Annotated in this window: 16 protein-coding genes; 11 read left to right on the plus strand and 5 right to left on the minus strand. The window is 40.8% G+C overall.

The genetic code is table 11. The features are described 5' to 3' along the window. Positions 1-25: 25 nt before the first annotated feature. Together J3L16_RS09775 and J3L16_RS09780 are read left to right on the plus strand one after the other, a co-directional pair. Positions 26-2,350 carry a CocE/NonD family hydrolase gene (locus tag J3L16_RS09775; RefSeq protein ID WP_207612796.1) on the plus strand — a complete coding sequence of 775 codons (2,325 nt, stop codon included), beginning with the start codon at positions 26-28 and terminating at the stop codon, positions 2,348-2,350. 99 nt (positions 2,351-2,449) lie between these two features. After that, complete coding sequence (locus tag J3L16_RS09780; RefSeq protein ID WP_207612797.1) at positions 2,450-3,091, plus strand: DsbA family oxidoreductase; 642 nt, start codon at positions 2,450-2,452, stop codon at positions 3,089-3,091. 67 nt (positions 3,092-3,158) lie between these two features. On the opposite strand, the gene J3L16_RS09785 is transcribed toward J3L16_RS09780, so the two are convergent. The 3 genes from J3L16_RS09785 to cynS all read right to left on the minus strand — a co-directional run bounded on the left by J3L16_RS09785 (position 3,159) and on the right by cynS (position 4,764). Then, positions 3,159-3,509, minus strand: a complete 351-nt coding sequence (locus J3L16_RS09785) for a 5-carboxymethyl-2-hydroxymuconate Delta-isomerase (RefSeq protein ID WP_242698783.1) — start codon at positions 3,507-3,509, stop codon at positions 3,159-3,161. 73 nt (positions 3,510-3,582) lie between these two features. Next, entirely contained in the window at positions 3,583-4,248 is a 666-nt protein-coding gene (locus J3L16_RS09790) for an SDR family oxidoreductase (protein ID WP_207612799.1), read from the minus strand. Positions 4,249-4,320: 72 nt separating this feature from the next. Continuing rightward, on the minus strand, positions 4,321-4,764 hold the full coding sequence (gene cynS / locus J3L16_RS09795; RefSeq protein WP_207612800.1) for a cyanase: 444 nt from the start codon (positions 4,762-4,764) through the stop codon (positions 4,321-4,323). A gap of 227 nt (positions 4,765-4,991) precedes the next feature. Between cynS and J3L16_RS09800 the strand changes: the two genes are divergently transcribed. Both J3L16_RS09800 and J3L16_RS09805 read left to right on the plus strand, forming a co-directional pair. Beyond that, the gene (locus J3L16_RS09800; protein WP_207612801.1) at positions 4,992-6,068 is read left to right on the plus strand and encodes an efflux RND transporter periplasmic adaptor subunit; all 1,077 of its coding nucleotides are present in this window, start codon (positions 4,992-4,994) and stop codon (positions 6,066-6,068) included. After that, positions 6,065-9,115, plus strand: a complete 3,051-nt coding sequence (locus tag J3L16_RS09805) for an efflux RND transporter permease subunit (RefSeq protein WP_207612802.1) — start codon at positions 6,065-6,067, stop codon at positions 9,113-9,115. The genes J3L16_RS09800 and J3L16_RS09805 overlap by 4 nt, the downstream gene beginning before the upstream one ends. Position 9,116: 1 nt before the next feature. On the opposite strand, the gene alr is transcribed toward J3L16_RS09805, so the two are convergent. Continuing rightward, complete coding sequence (gene alr, locus J3L16_RS09810) at positions 9,117-10,217, minus strand: alanine racemase (RefSeq protein ID WP_207612899.1); 1,101 nt, start codon at positions 10,215-10,217, stop codon at positions 9,117-9,119. Positions 10,218-10,350: 133 nt separating this feature from the next. Between alr and J3L16_RS09815 the strand changes: the two genes are divergently transcribed. The 7 genes from J3L16_RS09815 (at position 10,351) to J3L16_RS09845 (ending at position 18,832) form a co-directional block, all read left to right on the plus strand. Further along, complete coding sequence (locus tag J3L16_RS09815) at positions 10,351-11,526, plus strand: hydroxymethylglutaryl-CoA reductase (protein WP_207612803.1); 1,176 nt, start codon at positions 10,351-10,353, stop codon at positions 11,524-11,526. Between the two features lie 60 nt (positions 11,527-11,586). Further along, positions 11,587-12,969, plus strand: a complete 1,383-nt coding sequence (locus J3L16_RS09820) for a Na+/H+ antiporter NhaC family protein (RefSeq protein ID WP_207612804.1) — start codon at positions 11,587-11,589, stop codon at positions 12,967-12,969. Between the two features lie 57 nt (positions 12,970-13,026). After that, a protein-coding gene (prfB, locus tag J3L16_RS09825; RefSeq protein ID WP_207612805.1) for a peptide chain release factor 2 occupies positions 13,027-14,125 on the plus strand; the annotation gives its coding sequence in 2 pieces (ribosomal slippage) (positions 13,027-13,101 and positions 13,103-14,125; 1,098 coding nt in all). 15 nt (positions 14,126-14,140) lie between these two features. Then, positions 14,141-15,685 (plus strand): lysine--tRNA ligase, encoded by a 1,545-nt coding sequence (lysS, locus tag J3L16_RS09830; RefSeq protein WP_207612806.1) that lies wholly within the window; start codon positions 14,141-14,143, stop codon positions 15,683-15,685. A 325-nt stretch (positions 15,686-16,010) separates the two neighbouring features. Beyond that, positions 16,011-17,111: an acyltransferase gene (locus tag J3L16_RS09835; protein ID WP_207612807.1), complete on the plus strand. Its 1,101-nt coding sequence runs from the start codon at positions 16,011-16,013 to the stop codon at positions 17,109-17,111. A 145-nt stretch (positions 17,112-17,256) separates the two neighbouring features. After that, entirely contained in the window at positions 17,257-18,054 is a 798-nt protein-coding gene (locus J3L16_RS09840; RefSeq protein ID WP_207612808.1) for a DUF6065 family protein, read from the plus strand. Between the two features lie 91 nt (positions 18,055-18,145). Continuing rightward, on the plus strand, positions 18,146-18,832 hold the full coding sequence (locus tag J3L16_RS09845; RefSeq protein ID WP_207612809.1) for a 2OG-Fe(II) oxygenase family protein: 687 nt from the start codon (positions 18,146-18,148) through the stop codon (positions 18,830-18,832). Positions 18,833-18,878: 46 nt separating this feature from the next. Here the strand turns inward: J3L16_RS09845 and J3L16_RS09850 are convergent, their stop codons facing one another. After that, a complete protein-coding gene (locus J3L16_RS09850; protein WP_207612810.1) occupies positions 18,879-20,048 on the minus strand; it encodes a topoisomerase IV in 1,170 nt (389 codons plus the stop codon). Positions 20,049-20,056 lie beyond the last annotated feature (8 nt).

The raw sequence follows: 20,056 nt of genomic DNA on the forward strand, positions 1-20,056 counted from the left end.
AAATAAGAAAAACAAAGAGGCTCTCATGACAAAATTAAAACTGCCGGTGAATTGGCTTATACTCAAAAAAGCTCTCATCATACTTATCTATTTATCAATAAATATTGAATCCGTTAGTGCCCTAGACGAGTTAGATCGAGCCTTAATAGCTCCCGTTAGTTTGCATAATGCTAAGTTAGATGAGCCTGACGATATTAGGGCGCTAATGCAGTCCGATGTATTAAAACAAGAGATGATTTCTCTCGCGAAAAATGTCAATCAACAATTACCTTTAGCTATATCCACTGCTGACAACATGGCGATAATGACGTTACTGGATATTCACGAAAAAACACTGGTACTTGTAAATGCTCAAAAAGAACCTCTGAACTACTTTTACTACCGTATGTATTCGGAATTTTATCTTTCGAAAAAAAGCAACAATAAAAATGAAAAAGAACAGCTAACTTGTCAAATGCAACAAGCATTAAATTCTCTGTCTAACAAAGAACTCAACGAAGCCAACTATAGTCTTGGGTGGAGTTTATCTTTAGGTAGAGACTATCTGCTAGGACTATTTAAACATTATAGGGACAATCCTAATTTGTCTTCAGAGCAAGCTGTCCGTCTAGTGAGTAATTATCAGCTTTATCGGGTTTATGACAAAATACTACCTATTAGTCAGAGATTGTTACCCGAGGTGTTAGCAACACGCTACATTATAGAGCCTGATGTATTAATTAAGACCAAAGATGGTGTAACCTTATCGGCTGTTGTGGTCAGACAAAGAGGGAGTAAAGGTAAACAACCATCGGCATTTCAATTTACTATTTATGCTGATGAAAAATGGCACATTAATAGTGCAGTACGTGCAGCCTCCAATGGTTATGTTGGTGTTATTGCCAATACAAGAGGCAAACGTTCTAGTCTTAGCGAGATTGTACCATGGGAGCATGACGGTAAAGACGCTAATGAGGTTATTGATTGGATATCAAAACAGTCTTGGAGCAATGGTGATGTGGTGATGTATGGTGGAAGTTACAATGGCTTTACTCAATGGGCAGCAACGAAATACATGCACCCAGCATTAAAAGCCATTGCTCCCTATTCTGCAGCTAATCCAATGACTGGTCTTCCAATCCAGAACAATATATTTATAACCCCTAATTACCAATGGGCTTTTCATGTTACAAATAACAAAACTATGGATCATTCTGTTTATGCAGATTGGGAGCATTGGAATAACGTATATAAAGAATTGTTCGAAAGTGGAAGAGCCTTTAAAGATATCGATAAAATTGAGGGGACACCCAACCCGTGGTTCCAGAAATGGCTTAGCCACCCTGAATTTGACGAATACTATCAAGAGATGTTGCCCTATCAACAAGATTACTCAAAAATTAATATCCCAGTTTTAAGTGTTACCGGGTATTTTGATGGGGGCCAAATTTCTGCAATAGACTTTCTTAAAAGGCACTATCAATACAACCCCAATGCCAACCATACTTTACTTATTGGACCCTATAGTCACGGAACCGCCCAGGGCAAACCTCGTAAATTTCATGGTAATTACAAGCTAGATCTTGTTGCTCTGAGTAAAGATACGGAACAAATCACCTTTGAGTGGTTCGATCATATCTTGCGCGGAAAACCAAAGCCGGCTTTGTTGAAAGACAAAATAAACTATCAATTAATGGGCAGCAACACGTGGCAACATGTGCGTTCTTACAATGGGTTAAATTTAGAATCGATCACCTTTACCTTAGCTTCTGATAAAGATAGTAATGGACACTATTTGTTGAAGGAAGGAAGTATCGCCAAATTAGACTATGTTGAACAAACTGTTGATTTGAGCGATCGCATACAACAGCATAATGTTGAACCTAGTAATATTATTGTCGATAACTTAGACCGCCAAACGGGATTAGTTTTTATTACTGAGCCAATGAAACAAACAGTTGAATATGCTGGCGCCGTAACCGGATATTTTTCTATCGCAATTAACAAAAAAGATGTTGATATCGGATTTAATCTATATGAAATAGATAGCCAAGGAAAAGCCTTCCACTTAGCGCATTATATGAGTAGAGCCAGTTATGCAAAAAATATGGGTAAACGAAATTTACTCATACCTGAGGAAAAAACATATATTCCTATTGTTAATGGCCGAATGAGTGCGAAGTTAATTGAAAAAGGAAATCGAATAGCACTAGTTGTAGATGTCAACAAAAACTACGGTGCTCAAGTCAATATGGGTACAGGAAAAGATGTCAGTTACGAGATAATTGAGGACGCAGGTCAACCATTACAATTAAAGTGGTTCAATGATAGCCAAATCAATTTACCACTTAAAGTTTGGAAACTTGATTAATTTAAACACGTAATAAACTAAGTTTTTCAAGCAATTCAGAAATAAAATCCGCTATTCCTCGGTTTATATCTGTATAACTTATTTTTTAGCGATGTTTCAATGAGCCAGCTTCAAATTGATATTATTTCAGATGTATCCTGTCCTTGGTGCATTGTAGGTTACAAAGGGCTTGAAAAAGCACTGACTAATTTGCAGGGTAAACTGGATGCAAGCATTCAATGGCATGCGTTTGAATTAAGCCCTGATATGCCAAAAGAAGGGCAGCTGCTGTCTGATTATATGACTGAGCGCTACGGTGTCACTAAAGAGCAAAGTGATCAAAACAGAGAAGCTTTGCTGAAGCGCGGAAGCGATGTGGGGTTTGAATTTGTTTATTCCGATGAAAAGCGAATTTACAACACCTTTGATGCTCATAGGCTTATTTTTTGGGCGAAAAGTCAGGGCAAACAAACCGAACTGAAATTGGCTTTATTTACCTTGTACTTCCAAAATATGGGTGACCCTAGCGATCACCTTAGTTTGCTTGATACCGTTGAGTCTGTAGGGTTAGATACAACAGAAGCGAAACGCATTTTAGATGGCGATATGTATACACAAGAAGTACGAGAAGAACAGAAGAAGTTCGCTTCTATGGGAATTACATCTGTGCCTTCGGTAGTGGTGAATAACAAGTATCTCATTCAAGGTGGTCAGCCTGCAGACGTGTTTGAAAAAACACTGCTCAAAATTAGCGAAGAATAAAAGAATAACGGAAACTAAAAAGCCAACTGAATGCAGTTGGCTTCCTTTTTATCGCTAGCTACGAATACTAGTAAGCGTAGTCTACAAAACTTGCACGGTGAATATCGACAATTTCCACCGATACAAAAACGCTTTCTAACGACAGTGTTTTTAACGGAGTAATGGTTGCTGTTGATATTTCGGTTTTTTGTTCGTCAGTGCGTCCGCTGAGTATATGAGCATGAACGTGTAAGAAGTCTTTCTGCTTATCGTGAAGGCGATACCCTTTACGAGGCTCAAGTCTTATTTTAATCGCTTCTGGTGGAAAGTGACCACTGGCTTTTGCGCCTTCGAAGACTTTATCCATAAGGGTTTCTTCAGACACTTGCTCAGTAAGGCTTTCGCTGTATTCAATGATAAAATTTGGCACTGTATGCATTCCGTATGTGGTTATAACTTTGGTTAATTATAACCTTGTAAATTAATTATTGTCTTGGCGTGTTTTTTACAAATTACCAAGGGATCATTTCACCATTGGTGTGAAAGAACAAGCCGGTATTTTCCAAGGTGAGTTCACTCATGATTTTTACCAGTCCTTGTGCAGACTCATCGGTATCCATTAAACCTCGTTGGCCCGTCATTTCTGTGCGTACATAGCCGGGATGTAATAGTGCAACGGCAATGCCTTGCGGTGCTAAATCAAGACTGAGGCATTTACCTATCATGTTTGCAGCGCATTTCGAGGTGCGATAAGCGTAGTTAAAAGAGCCGTTGTTGTCGCCAATAGAGCCCACTCGGCTTGTTAATATGCCTATTTTACTGCCTTCAGATAATTGAGGAACAAGGGCTTGTACAATACGCAGAGGGCCTAGGGTGTTCACATCAAAGTGATGTTTCATGCTATCGATATTGATATCGGGGTAAGCATCGGGCACTAACACACCGCTATTGTGAATTAATACATGAATAGGAATAGTGTTGAGTTTGTCTGGCAGCGAAGAAACACTTGCGTCGTTACAGATATCGATACCTTCAATAACGTCACAAGGTAATTGGTTTAACGCCTCAGATGTTTGCCGACATACAGCGTACACCTTTGCTCCAGTTTCGCAGTATTGCTTCGCGAGTTCTAATCCTATGCCTCTATTAGCGCCTATAATAACCACGTTTTGAGACATGTTTATTCCCATATATAAAAAGAAAAGTAGGAAGAAAAGGGTGTAGCGGTTAAGCGCTACACCACAGCGTGATTAGTACTCTTTGTAAGGTAAGAATTTACCAGAAAGTACGATGTTTACACGGTCGCCTTTTTCATTGGGTTCTCTTTGCAAGTCCATAGAGAAATCGATAGCACTCATGATGCCATCGCCAAATTCTTCGTGAATAAGGGCTTTGAATGTGGTTCCGTAAACATTAACTAATTCATAGAAGCGATAAATCAGTGGATCAGTAGGTACGCTTTCAGGTAACGAACCCTTGTATGGAACATCCTGTAACCATTTTTTATCGTCTTCGTCTAAACCAAAGATATCTGCGATTTTATCTGCTTGTTCAGCAGTAAATGTCATTTGTCCTAAGCAACCTGCAGTGGTCCATTCTTTCGATTTGCCAACAGCGTTGGCTACATCTTGCCAATTAATACCTTTAAGTACTTTTGCTTCGATGATTTTATCTGTTACGTCTTGTCTGCTCATTGCTTTACCTTATTATTGTGATTAATTACGTCTGTAATAAAACCATTGTCTTTACGTTTCATCAAGAGGTATAGATTCAAAACTTTATCACTAATTGTTATCATTTATAATGAAGTTGTTTTTCCACACAAATTATCAGTGCAATGGCAATATTTACACTAGACAGTAGAGATTTACGCTTGGTTAGTGAATAATCTGGTCCAACGACTTGGTGCTAAGGCTTATTAATGAAAATCTATACTGTTAGCTTGTTACTGTTTTTAATCTCAATAGTGGGTTGTTCTAAACCCGATGAAGTAACAGATAACGTTGTTGAGCTCAGGCATGTTCGTACCTTGACAGTTACATCGCCAGAACAGAAACGTTTTATAGAATTACCGGGTGTTGTGGCAGCGAATAGAAAAGCTGAATTGTCGTTTCGTGTTGCTGGGAAGATTAAAACCTTAGCCGTAAAAGAAGGCGACCATGTGGTTGAAGGCCAAGTGTTAGCATCTTTAGATAGTACAGACATAGAGATTCAGCTGAAAAGCGATCAAGCAGAGTTTGACAGGGCATTGGCTGACTTTAATCGAGGTCAAGCATTAGTCACAAAAGGGACTATCTCTCAGGCCAATTATAATCAACTTCAATCAACCTTAGCGACAGCAGAAGCGGCTCTTGATACCACTAAGCAAAACTTGTTTTATGGACAACTTAAGGCTCCTTTTGACGGGATTATTGCAAAGCGTAATATCGATAATTTTGAGGAAGTACAAGCTAAGCAAGAAGTTTTAACCTTACAAGATGTATCCAGTATCGATATCAAAGTAGATATTCCTGAAAGGATCATGATTTTAACTAATGAAGATACCAAACCCGAAGTTGAAGCCCTGTTTGACGCCATACCTAATACGTCCTTTCCATTGGCGCTGAAAGAAGTGGCAACCCAAGCCGATTTAGACACCAATACCTATGAAGTTACTTTGAGCATGCCAAAAGTAGAGGGTTTTAATATTCTACCTGGGATGTCGGTGACCACGCGTGCTAGGCAAACTTTAGGGCTTCCGCAATTAACCTCAACTTCAGTGTATGTGCCAGCTCATGCTGTGCTGGAAGACAGTTCTGGGCGATACGCATTTGTGGCAATTCAAAAAGACGAGGCTATTCACACTGTGGAGCGCCGAGATTTAACTACTGGCACATTAAGTAGCTTGGGTTTAGAAATCACCTCGGGGTTAGCGCCTGGCGATACGCTTATTATCGCCGGTATGAGTAAAATGTACCAAGGCTTGGAAGTACTTCGTCTTCAAGAAGCACGCCTATGAACTTAACGCGGTTAGCCATTGATAACAACCGAGTGACACTCGCACTATTTTTGTCGATTTTACTGTTTGGTTACCTTACCTTTTTAACTATGCCAAGGGCATATGATCCGGGGTTTATTATTCGCACCGCGAGAGTGGTTACCTATTTGCCTGGTGCAAGCCCTGAAAGAATAGAAGAATTGGTGTCATCGCAGATTGAAGACACGGTAAAAGACATTACCGAACTTGACTTTGTGGACAGTGAATCCAGAACGGGTATATCTATTGTTAATGTCAATATCAAAGAAAGTTACAAGCAAATGCGTCCAATTTGGGACGATTTACGGCGTAAAGTAGACGACATTCAAGGGGATTTACCCGAAGGTGTTGTTGGCCCCTTTGTGAACGACGAATTCGGTGACGTGTATAACATTGTTTTAGCAATGACGGGAGAAGGCTTTTCGTACAGTGAAATGGAAGACATTGCCGATGATATAAAATCTGATTTGTTGCGCTTACCTGATGCAGCCAAAGTGGAAATATTCGGCGAACAAGAAGAACAGGTTTTTGTGGAGTATGAAAATGCGAGGTTGTCGGAATTAGGCATTTCACCAAATCAACTTGCTACGATTTTACAGTCTCGAAATATTGTTATATCGGGCGGTGCATTTACCTTAGGGCAAGAGCGGATAGCACTAGAGCCCAGTGGCAATTTTGAACAAATTGAAGATATCGAAAAAACCATTATTCAGGCCAATGGCCATTCTGTGTATTTAGGGGATATTGCTAAAATATCCACGAGTTATGTAGATCCTCCCTCGTCATTGGTGCACAGCAGTGGCGCACCGGCGATTGCGTTTGCTGTTTCTATGCGGGAAGGCGGAAACAACATCCGCCTTGGCGAACAGGTAACCCAAATCATTAAGCAATTTGAAAGTACTTACCCCTATGGAATTGATTTTGACCTAGTGGCCTTTATACCTGATGAAGTAGACACGAAAGTTAAGAACTTTGTCAGTAATTTACTGCAAGCCATTGTGATCGTTACCCTAGTGATGTTGTTAACACTAGGAATAAGAACGGGGTTAGTGGTAGCGACATTAATACCTACCACCATTTTGTTTGCGCTGATTGTTATGCGGTTTTTTGATATTGGGTTAGATCAAATATCACTGGCAGCACTGATTATTGCGCTGGGTATGCTGGTGGATAACGGCATTGTCATGTCTGAAAATACCCTAGTCAGAATGGAAAGTGGCGAAACCGCAATGGATGCAGCTATTGGTTCTGCGTCAGAAATGAAGTTACCTTTGTTTGTCGCATCAATGACCACTTCAGCAGCGTTTTTGCCCATTTATTTGGCCGAGTCGAGTATTGGTGAATTTACCTCTTCATTATTTACCGTAGTCACAATCACATTATTGTGTTCATGGCTGATTTCCATGACCCTTATTCCTTTGTTGTGTATTCAGTTTTTACGTATTAAAAAGCACAACAAAGAGAGTTTAAATAACGGGTTTTATCGCATTTATGAAAAGACTTTGGCTTTTTGTTTAAAAGGTAAATTCATTACATTGATTGCTACCTTAGCTCTATTTGTTGGTGTGATGAGTTTGGCTAAATATTTACCCAATATTTTCTTTCCGCCTTCAGATAGGTTGTATTTTAAAGCGGAAATTAACCTGCCTACGGGAACCAGCATTGCAGAAACGCAAAGTACAGTTGCCAGTATTGAAGACTTTATTAAATCTGACCTTCAAATAAAGGGGGCTGATGCGTCAGGTATCACTAATTGGGTGAGTTACATCGGTAACGCAGGCCCCCGTTTTATTCTATCTCATCACCCTAAATCTGATGACGACAATTACGCTTTGATTATCTTAAATGTCACTGATTTAGCTGTAATAGAACCCGCGATGCAAGCGCTGCAACACTTCGCGTTTACCCATCACCCTGATTTAGATTTAACTCTGAGGAAAATTGAAACAGGGCCTGCGGTAGAAAACCCAGTGGAAGTTAGATTAATGGGCAAGGATAAAGAGCAGTTGTTTGCATTGGTGGATGAGCTTAAGCGCACTATGATTGAAATTGGCGGCTTGTCGAACATTTCAGACGACTGGGGACAAAGAATTAAAAAGCTAGAAATTCAAATAGACCAAGCACGAGCACTGCGAGCGGGAATTTCTAGCCAAGACATTGCTATTTCACTTCAAGCTAGCCTGAGCGGAATGGAATTAACCGAATTTAGGCAAGACGAAGACATTATTCCCGTTATTTTACGCTCTAGCGTAGCAAATGAGTCGCAGATAACTAAGCTTGAGTCTTTGTCTGTATATGCGCAATCCACTGGTAAGTCGGTGCCTTTGCAACAAGTGGCTGACGTTAATTTAGTGTGGGATGAAGCGAAAATATTACGCCGAGATGGACTAAAAACAGTCACTGTTGGCGCCCAGCTTCAAGGCGATGCGAATGCCGCAGAAAAGTTTGCAGAATTATTGCCTTGGCTTGATAGTTTAGAAAAACGCTACGGTGGCAGAATTCGCTACGAACTCGGCGGGGAAAGTGAAAGCTCGGGAGACGCCAACCAATCGATTAAAGAAAAGCTAGGGATTGCCGGACTCATTATTCTGGTGTTATTGGTGGGGCAGTTCAATTCGTTTCGCAAGGCCAGTATTGTGCTATTTACTATACCTTTGGGCTTGATTGGCGTGATTTTAGGTTTGTTGTTGGCGAAGTCTTATTTTGGTTTTATGACTTTTTTGGGTGTTATTTCTTTGGCAGGTATTGTGATCAACAATGCCATAGTGCTGTTAGAACGCATTGAGTTGGAATTAAAATTAGGTGTTAGTCATGGCAAGGCCATTGTTCAAGCATCTAAGCAGCGAGCTCGGCCTATTTTATTGACCACGGCGACCACAGTGCTAGGAATTTTACCCTTGTATATTGGTGGTGGTGCTATGTGGGAGCCGATGGCAATAGCCATAATGGCGGGTTTACTGTTTTCTACCTTGATGACCCTTTATGTAATCCCTGTGCTATACGCTATTTTGTTTAGAGTGCGTGTATAGGTTATTTATACACGCGAGGCACTCGGCTACTGATACGAGTTACTAATTCATATCCAATAGTGCCACAGTGGTCTGCTACGTCTTCTACAGGAAGATTATTTCCCCATAGCTCAACTTCGGTATTGAGATCCACATCTTCACAGTCGGTCACGTCAATACTGATCATATCCATAGAAACTTTGCCTACAACATGGGCTATCTTCCCATTTACCCAAACTGGCGCGCCATTACTTCCGTGTCTGGGGTAACCATCCGCATAGCCTATTCCTATCGTTGCAATGGTACTTGTTCTTTTGGCTACCCAAGTTCCACCATAACCCACTTGGGCGCCAGTTGGAATTTCTCGAATTGCCAATACTGGCGCAATCAGTTTCATTACCGGCTTTAGTTCTGCGGGACGCATGGAATATTGACTTGCCGATACGCCGTATAAACATATACCGGCTCGATTCCATGCCACATGGCTACTAGGCCATTGCAAAATTGCGGGTGAATTGGCTAAGCTGGCATCGCACTTTAATCGGCGTTGCACTTGTTGAAATAAAGCCAATTGGTCAGCGATGTCGTCAGGTTTTTCGCTGTCAGCACTGCTAAAGTGACCGCATAACACCACAGGTGTTGGAGAGTGTTTACTTGCTGTATTCCATGCTTTATCTATTTGCTGATGGTTAAAACCGAGTCTGTGCATGCCGATATCCAATTTTAGCCAGCAGGAAGGACGAGATTCAGCAGGTACACGACAATATATGTCCAGTTGTTCTTGGCAGTGTATCACTGGAATAAGGTGCTCTTTACTGCAGACTTCAAACGCCTCTGTTGTATATACGCCTTCTAAAATGACCACAGGCGTTGCAACCTCTGAAGCTCTTAATTTTAATGCTTCTTCAATAAGAGCAACGGCAAAAAAGTGACAGTGTTGCTGAAGGGTTTTTGCCGCAAAAACATCACCATGACCATATGCGTCTGCTTTGATCACAGGCATTAAGGCTCCCGCTTGTAAGCGAGTTTGTAAGTAATGGAAATTGTGCAGTAGGTTTTTACCTAGTATTTCTGCACGAGTCGAGCGATAGTGCTTCAGCGTTCTAATCTCTTTTTGATTTATTCAATAATATATTATCACAAGTTCAAGGCGGTAGAATGGGTACGTCTGTTCTTGTTTATCTTAGTGAGGTCATATAGATTAACAACTTGCTCTTATACCGCAGTAATTCAGATTTCATCAAGAGGAATGATTAATGAAGAGAGAAGACCGTATCCCCCGTTGCGCAAATAACGACCATACAAATGAAATGGCGACAAAGCGCAGGGAATTTCTTCAAGAGAAAACAGGAAGTGATCTGAAATATACGGGAGATTACACGGTCGACCCAAGTGTACTTCCGGGTAATGTAGAGAACTTTATTGGTATTGTACAAATGCCCGTGGGTATTGCCGGCCCTATACAAATTAACGGCGAACATGCGCAAGGCTTGTTTTATGTGCCTTTAGCTACAACGGAAGGAACCTTAGTTGCCAGTTATAGCAGAGGTATGCGGGTTATCAATGAATGCGGTGGGGTAAAGACTACTGTTGTTGAGGGTTTTATGCAGCGCGCTCCAGCCTTTATCTTCGCTGATGCAAGAGAAGCGCGAGATTTTGGTCAGTGGGTCACTGATAATTTTGACAGTATTAAAGCAGCAGCGGAAACGACCACAAGTGTTGGGCAGCTAGAGCACATTCATCAGTGGTCTGTATCAAAAATGCGTTATTTGCGTTTTAACTACACTACAGGTGATGCCGCGGGGCAAAATATGGTAGGTAAAGCCACCCTTGTTGCTTGTGAATGGATTAAGGCGAACTACCCTGTAGAGTGCGAATATTTGCTCTCTGGGAATATGGATACCGATAAAAAACACTCTCACCTAAATATGCTGCATTCTCGTGGTAAACGAGTAGTGGCAGAAATTGTTCTGAAAAAAGACGTATTGGCTAAGATAATGAAAGTCGATACGAAAATGTTGGCTCAAGCTACGACCTTAGCAAATACAGGTGCCTTAATGGCGGGGGCGGCTTATAACGGTCCCCATTCAGCAAATGGTATTGCGTCTTTATTTATTGCCACAGGGCAAGATGAAGCAAATGTGGTAGAGTCTCATGCAGGGCTGTTATCCCACGAGCTATTACCTAATGGTGACTTTTACTTAGCGGTGACTTTACCTTCGCTTATTGTTGCAACCTACGGTGGTGGCACAGCGTTACCGACACAAAAAGAATGCTTAGAAATGTTAGGTTGTTACGGCAAAGGTAAAGTAAACAAGTTTGCTGAAATTGTAGCGGCGACGGTACTTGCGGGTGATATATCTTTGGCCTGCGCAATTATTGCAGGTCATTGGGTTAGCAGCCACGACAAAATGGGACGCAACCGTACTTAACGGTATGTGTGAATTTCTTTTCGCCTCGTTGCCTGACGAGGCATTTACTAAGATGTAGATATGACTTGGACCACGGTTTTACCCCCTTTAATCGCAATTATGTTCGTGCTTTGGAAAAAAGAAGTGGTTTCGGCTTTGTTCATTGCATTGCTTTCATCGGAACTGCTACTTGTTATCAAAGGTGAACAGCCGCTGTTGATGACAGTTATAAATGCAATTGAGCGTATTGTTTCGGTAGCGTCTTCTGCTGGTAATGCGCGAATTCTACTTTTTAGTCTGGGGATTGGTGCGGTACTTGCGTTTATTCGTGATTCAGGCGGTGTTACAGCAACGGTTAATAAGTTAATTAATTCTGGCGCGGCGAGCACGCCTCGACGAGCAGGGGCGTTGACGATGGGAACGGGTATTGCCGTTTTTGTAGAATCGAATTTAAGTGTGTTGACTGCGGGTATTTTGTCTCGCGGTTTATTTGACCGTTTTTCTATGAGTCGAGCAAGACTGGCGTATCTTATTGACAGTACGTCTGCGCCAGTGTGCATACTTATTTTGCTTAACGGTTGGGGGGCTTATATTTTAGCTTTATTGTCGGGATACGAGCTAGAACAAAGCGCTGCATCAGTGTTATGGAGCTCAACTGCTTTTAACTTTTACGCAATACTTACACTGGTTGTAGCTGGATATACGGTTTTCTCTGGCAAGGTTTACGGACCAATGAAGCAAAGTGAAGCAGAGATGCAAAAGCAAACATCAGCGTCTAGTGAAGAAAGTGAAGCTGTGGTTGTGGCAACAAAGTCCCGTTTTATGTTGTTACCTCTAGCCACATTGGTTTTCAGTATGGTGGGCTTCATGCTTTGGACTGGCAATGGTGTGCTTTCCGAAGGTAGCGGCTCTAAATCTGTTCTATATGCGACGGTATTGAGCCTTTTTGTGTGCTTCGTTTTGTCTGTGAGTCACAAAACATACTCTACTCAAGAATTTGTTTCTTTATCCTTTAAGGGAATTGGAGAACTTGTCCCCTTGGTAACCATTGTTTTATTGTCTTTGTGTTTAGGTGCTAGCTTAAAAGAACTCGGTACAGGGGTGTATGTGTCGGGTGTAGTGGGTAGCCATATTCCCGTGTTTGCTATTGCGCCGGTTTTGTTTCTAACTGGTGCGTTTATTTCTTTCACAACAGGTACCTCGTGGGGCACCTTTGCCATATTAATTCCTATCGCTGTTCCTTTAATACAAACAACAGGTTTACCACCCGCATTTTTAGTAGGCGCTGTATTGGGCGGAGGTATTTTTGGTGACCATTGTTCGCCCATTTCAGATACAACGGCGGTGTCGGCGTTAGCGTCTGGGTGTGACTTATTGGAGCACGTGAAAACTCAAATGCCTTATGCATTATCAGTTGGTGGCGTTACCGTGGTTTTATACGCTATATTCGGTTTGATGCTATAGCGGTTTTCGGCTACTATCCGCGTTCATTTTATAGGTAGGCAAAGTAGATATTTATCTATGTTCGAAGTAAACACAATAAACGCAACCTTGGTTGACATTCGAGAGCGCACAGATGCGCTTCGGGGGTATCTTTGACTATGCTGCAAAAGCAGAGCAGTTAGAAGAAGTTAGTCGAGAGTTAGAAAGTCCAGAGGTCTGGAACGATCCCGCGCGAGCACAAGCTTTAGGCAAAGAAAAAGTTAAGTTAGAACAGATTGTCGACACAGTTAACACCCTAGATCAAGGTGTGGAAGATGTCGAAGGTCTAGTAGAGCTTGCAGTAGAAGCTGAAGATGAAGAAACATTTCAAGAAGCCGAATCAGAATTAAGTGAACTGGTTAAGCAATTAGAAGGTTTGGAATTCAGAAGAATGTTCTCTGGTGCAAATGATGCATCGGATTGTTACTTAGATATTCAATCGGGTTCTGGTGGAACCGAGGCCCAAGATTGGGCCAATATGCTTCTTCGTATGTATTTGCGTTGGGGAGAAGCCCATGGTTTTAAAACAGACCTTATTGAAGTCTCTGACGGGGATGTAGCAGGCATAAAAAGTGCGACAATTCGCTTTCAAGGCGAATACGCATTTGGTTGGTTACGCACAGAAACGGGCGTACATCGCTTAGTTAGAAAGTCGCCTTTCGACTCTGGCAGCCGCAGGCATACCTCTTTTGCATCGGCGTTTATTTATCCTGAAATTGATGATGATATTGATATCGACATCAACCCAGCGGATTTACGTATTGATACGTACCGAGCATCCGGTGCAGGTGGTCAGCACGTTAACCGAACTGATTCGGCGGTGCGGATTACCCATTTGCCTACCAATATTGTTGTGCAGTGTCAAAATGATCGATCGCAACATAAGAATAAAGACCAGGCGTTTAAACAGCTTAAAGCTAAGTTGTACGAATACGAATTACAAAAGCAAAATGCCGAGAAACAGGCCCTTGAAGACACTAAGTCTGACATAGGCTGGGGCAGTCAAATTCGCTCTTACGTATTGGATGACTCGCGCATAAAAGATTTGCGGACGAGTGTTGAAACTAGAAATACACAGGCCGTACTTGACGGCGATTTAGATAAGTTTATTGAAGCCAGCTTGAAGTCTGGCTTGTAACGGGAAAATCAGAGAATGACTCAACAAACTCAAGATGAAAATAAGTTAATTGCCGAGCGTCGTTCGAAGCTAGATGCAATTCGAGAAAATTGTCGTGCGAATGGTTTTCCAAATCATTTTCGCCGCGAAAACTATGCGCAAGAATTACAAGACGCATTAGGTGAATTTGACAAAGAAGCGCTGGCTGAAAAAGCGGAAACAGCCAGTATTGCTGGACGTATTATGGCAAAGCGTGGCCCTTTCTTGTTACTGCAGGATATGACCGGCCGTATTCAAGCTTATGCAAGTAAAGATGTACAAAAAGACCTTAAAGCAAAATACGGTGCCTTGGATATTGGTGACATTATTGGTGTCTCTGGCGTAGTGCACAAATCCGGTAAAGGTGATTTGTATGTCGACATGCAAGAGTACGTATTGCTGACTAAATCTTTGCGTCCGTTACCAGAAAAATTCCATGGTTTGGCGGACCAAGAAACTAAATATCGTCAACGTTATGTGGATTTGATCACCAACGAGAACAGCCGTAAGAACTTCAAAATACGCAGCCAGATCGTTAATGGTATTCGTAATTATTTGGCTTCTCGCGACTTTATGGAAGTTGAAACACCAATGCTGCAAGTGATCCCAGGTGGAGCAACGGCAAAACCATTTGAAACTCATCACAATGCGCTAGATATTGATATGTATTTGCGTATTGCGCCTGAGCTATATTTGAAACGTTTGGTTGTTGGCGGCTTTGAGCGCGTGTTTGAAATTAATCGAAACTTTAGAAATGAAGGGCTTTCTACTCGTCATAATCCTGAGTTTACTATGCTTGAGTTTTACCAAGCTTATGCCGATTACCGCGACTTGATGGATTTGACTGAAGATATGTTACGCACCTTAGCGAACGATATTTTAGGTACCACCAAAGTAGTGAACACCATCAAAGATGTTAACGGTGAAGTGACAAGCGAATTACACTTTGATTTTGGCAAGCCATTTGAACGTTTATCTATGGGCGACGCTATTCTTAAATATTGGCCAGAAGCAAACGAAGCGGCGATCCGCGATCCCGAAGCGCATCTGGACGAGTTAAAAGCAATGGCTAAAACCCTGCACATTAAAGAGCCTGAAGTTGATGGTGTTTGGGGCGCGGGTAAATATTTATGTGAAATTTTCGAAGCGACAGCGGAAGAAAAATTAGAACAGCCTACCTTTATTACCGAATACCCATGGGAGGTTTCTCCTCTTGCTCGTCGTAATGATGAAAACGGGTTTATTACCGACAGGTTTGAGTTTTTTGTTGGTGGTCGTGAACTTGCCAATGGCTTTAGCGAGTTAAATGATGCTGAAGATCAAGCTGCTCGTTTTAAAAAGCAAGTGGAAGAGAAAGACGCTGGCGACGACGAAGCAATGCATTTCGATGACGATTATATTCGTGCATTAGAATATGGTTTACCTCCAACTGCTGGGGAAGGCATTGGTATTGACCGTTTGGCCATGTTGTTTACTGATAGCCCAACTATAAAAGACGTTATTTTATTCCCTCACATGCGCCCTGTGGATAGTGCGGAATAATCTAAAAAGTAGAAAACGTGTCTAAACCAGTAGAAGGTTTTCATTATTAAGGGATAACAATGTTATCCCTTTTTTTGTGAATTAAAATCGGCTATTTTCTTTATTTAGGTAATACGAAAACCTTGAAAAGTGGTGGTATTAAACTAAGGCTATTGTTCTTTTAAGCGACTTTTCCTATGAGCGAAGCTGCTTTAAGGGTGACATTGATTTCAATAAATAATCAGTGAATCATAGATTATAAGTGGTAGCATATACCGTTGTTGTCAACAAACGACGAATACCCCAACTTCTAATGTGTATGCTTATTTACGGATAGTGTAATTTGATGGATAAAGCTAAAACTCACTTTTTTTTGATTGACTCGTTCCGTGGTATTGCCAGTGTTTGGATTTTGGCACTGCACATTTTGCCAAGTTATTTACCTGACATTAACTGGCTTCTTTCGTTTATAAAATTTGGCAGAATAGGAACCGATTTTTTCTTTGTTGCCTCAGGGTATGTATCTGCCATCGCCTGCCATAAGATCCTTTCAAGTGACAAGAACAACGGCTTCGCGTTGAAACGATTAAAGAAAATATACTCTATTTATCTGTTTAGTTTATTGTTGGCTTTAATTATTGTCCCTATTTTAACAAGCTGCGTTTCTTTTCTTAAAAGCAAAGAGCTGATTTTTGATTTCAATCTACCTACGATAAGCGACTTCTTTTTATATATTTCTCTTACTAAAGTATTTACAAGTGAAACATGGGCGTTAAACAAGGCGTTTGTAGAAATTAGTGGTGTGTATTGGTTTATCGCGGTAATGGTACAAATATACTTGCTACTGGGTATTGCATTAAAGTTTAAGAATCAATTTTATTACATAATTTCAGTTACCTTTTTCTTATCTTTATTATGCCTATTTGATGACCTTAAAAGTCTAGTGCCAATAGGTTTATTTTTGCCACTCTTTTCAAAATTTTTCATTGGGATGGTACTTTATTTTTGCATCTTAAAAAGAGATGAGTTTAAAAATAAGACTTTTACCTTATTACTTGCTGTCGTCTGTGGCTGCCTATTTGGGGTAATTATATATCTGCATATAAATGCGCTTAATGGCGATGGTTATAGACTTTTATGTGCGTTTACAATTAGTTTGTTACTGTATTTAATGTATCCAATGGATAGCATCATTAAAAATAGTTTGATTGGCAAAGCAACCTTTTGGCTAGGTTCTTTTTCATACAGCACCTATTTGAATCATATTATTTTTTGGCCTTTTATGTACATGTTCGTTAGTAATTTAATACCGCTTCCACTATCCGTGTCAGCTCCTTTGGTACTAGTGCCACTCATTATTTTATGCTGTTTTGTTGCTCACAAACTATTCGATAATCCGGGGTTTTTATATTATGTGAAAAAAGTGGTCAATATAAAAAGAGCCTAAAATTAGACACTATTTGTTTTTATATATTCGTAGTTAAAAGGATTTCACGTTACAGCCATTGAGTAATAAAGTCATTGTGGGCGGTTGATAAAAAGAGGTTCATACGTGTATTCTGTTTGTAACTTTAATTCTACGATGTTGCTTTATGTCTGAAGTACAACCAGTTTCAGAAAATACACTTGTTGCTTATGCTCTTCCTGGAACCTCTACTGATGTTGCCTCATTAATTCGGCCATGCAAGATTACGAGAGAGTGGATGGATCAAACTCCAGCCAGATATGCGTATCGCTGTATTCCTCTCACCGCGGCAAACTCCATGGGCTGGGAGTTACTCAACCCTGTTGACGTAGAAATTACATGGACAGGAAAAGAAAATGGAGATCAGCTTAAATTCAATTTAGCGTCGCGGCACCCTTTTGGCCCAACTCCTCATTTCGGAGGTGGTACGGTTACTTGGTACTTACCTTTTTTGTTTAGAACCCCTGCTGATTACGGATTATTGATCAGTGGCCCTGCTAACCATGATAAGTGTGATGTTACGCCGCTCGATGCTTTTGTTAGAACTGACTGGGTACCTTTTCCGTTTACGATGAACTGGAGAATAACAACTGAGAATAAGCCTGTCGTATTCAAAGCTGGTGAGCCGATCTGCAGAATAATGCCTTTTCCACTTACTTTGTTAAATGATACTAAGTTAGAAATTCGCGATATGAGCGACGATCCTGCTTTTACGGATAGGGTTAATAACTGGATGAAGGAAAGGGAGAATAACTACAAGCAACAAAAGTTGGCAGAGCAGAAGTGGGCTTCTGAGGGGAAAAAACCTGAACTCAAAGAATTGTGGAATTCGCAATACGCAAAAGGTGAGGGCAGTGATATTGGGGAAGTAGCTCATCAAAATATTTATAAATGTGCAGAGCCTACTGACATAAGAAAGACGTAGCAGAAATAATCCAATTTCTAGCTTTACTCTTTTCACTAAATTCAATTATGGTGTATATAATCAAGCACTAAGAAGTAAAAAGGTCATTAATTTGTTATCTCCTCAGTTATTAGCATCGCCTCCATCAGAGTTATATTCGAAAGATAAAAGGCATCGTTTAGAAGATGTTCTTATACATAGCGAAGCTGCGTCGTTGTACACAGCTTTATCGTCTCAAATAGAGTATGAAACTGCATTTGTTAGCAATGGTGATAATTATTCTATTCCTTTTGCGGAATGGAAAAAGTTGTCTACACAGCAACCCGATGTGGTTAATCACATTTATCAGCAAGCGAGTAGAGGTGTTGGTTATATTTATGGGAAGCGTAAAATAGATGAAAGCTCGTCGAATGAAGCGTTACGAAAATTTTATCTATGGTTGAACTCAGAAGAAGCTATTGAGTGGATCAGAAAACTGACGGGACATGGTGATATTGCATCGGCAAGTATGCAGGCTACTCGCTATTTACCCGGACACTTTTTGACGAGGCATAATGATATTCACCATGGTGAGAAGCGAAGAGTTGCGTATGTTATGAGCTTAACAAAAGAATGGCATCCTGATTGGGGAGGCTTACTGCATTTTTTTCAAAACGACGGAACTCCAAGAGATTCTTGGATGCCTGGTTTGAATTCTTTAAGCCTTTTTGATGTTGAGCATGTACATAGCGTAAGCTTTATTGCGCCTTATGCTACTCAAGCTCGATTATCAATTACGGGATGGTTTTCAGCTAAATAGTTCGAAATAAATCACTCCCCTGCAGGCGCAGGGGAGTGATTTTCATTTAAAAAATGTAGTTGACTGCAACTCTAACAATAGTTACATCGTTATTGTCGTTGATGTCATCGTCTATGCGTCTAACATCGGCTTTTATCGCAATGCTGGTATCGAATTCATAGCGAATTGCCGCAGTGATACGACTTTCTTTATTGGACGAACTTGTTTGCAAACCAATATTTACTGCATTCAACGGGTCAAAGAACGGCGTGCCGGCGAATTGATTTACAATTTCTTGGTTAGCTATATTGTCAGCAACACCATCTAGCTCTTCATAGGTTATTGATGGAGTAAACTTGCCGATTCTAGCTCCAGCAGTAATGTAAAAAGCATCATCTGTAGGAACGAATGATGCTGTTTGATCTACTTGAGTGAACTCGGCAGCAATAAACCATTTGTAAAAGTCAGCTTCTAAACCAAGACCAAGGAAGAATCCTGCGTCGTCTTCTACTCTAAGTGCTTCTGTTAATTCAGGAGAAATTGCTTCAATGCTATCGAGGGTTGCATCTATCTCTGGGTTTTCAAAGGTGCCGTCAGCTCTGCCGTACACAGTTCTTATTTTGAACCATTCGTAAGTTGCTTCAGCGGTTAATACGACTAGGTTGTTTCCACTAAGCTCACCGCCGGCAAAATCACTTTCATAGGTACCAAGCGCAGCTTGTAGTGAGTATTCCCAATCACCGATGTAGTTATTGTAATCTAGACGGGCTCCATTTAAATTTGTAAAACCTACGTCATAAACAGTGCCAGGAGCTGTGATCCAGTGGTATGAAAATCCGATATCTGCTGAATCAGAATATCGGAAAAAGGGGGCTCTTAAACGACCTAAATTGACTGAAAGGTTGTCCGTTGCTTTATAGCTAATATATGCCCACTCAAAATTTGCATCGAAATCGTCGCGGCCTCTAGATAAAATTTGTGCAGTAGCTGACACTTTATCACTTAAATCTGTACTTATCTGTAATGCAAACAAACTGTCAGTGTCAAAAACGATATCTTCTTCATAGGCGACGTTGTCGTTAATATCTAAAGTCGTAACGTCAGAATCTAGGGTTGAACCTGCCACAAAGTTAGCAAAACCATTAATTCTAGTTTCCGCACTTGCATTGAAACTTAGTAGCACTGCAGCTGGAATAGGAAGGTATTTGGTTAGTAATTTTTTAGGTAATGTTTTCATATTCGTGT

Source organism: Alteromonas sp. 5E99-2, from assembly GCF_017368475.1.
Classification (GTDB): domain Bacteria; phylum Pseudomonadota; class Gammaproteobacteria; order Enterobacterales; family Alteromonadaceae; genus Alteromonas_F.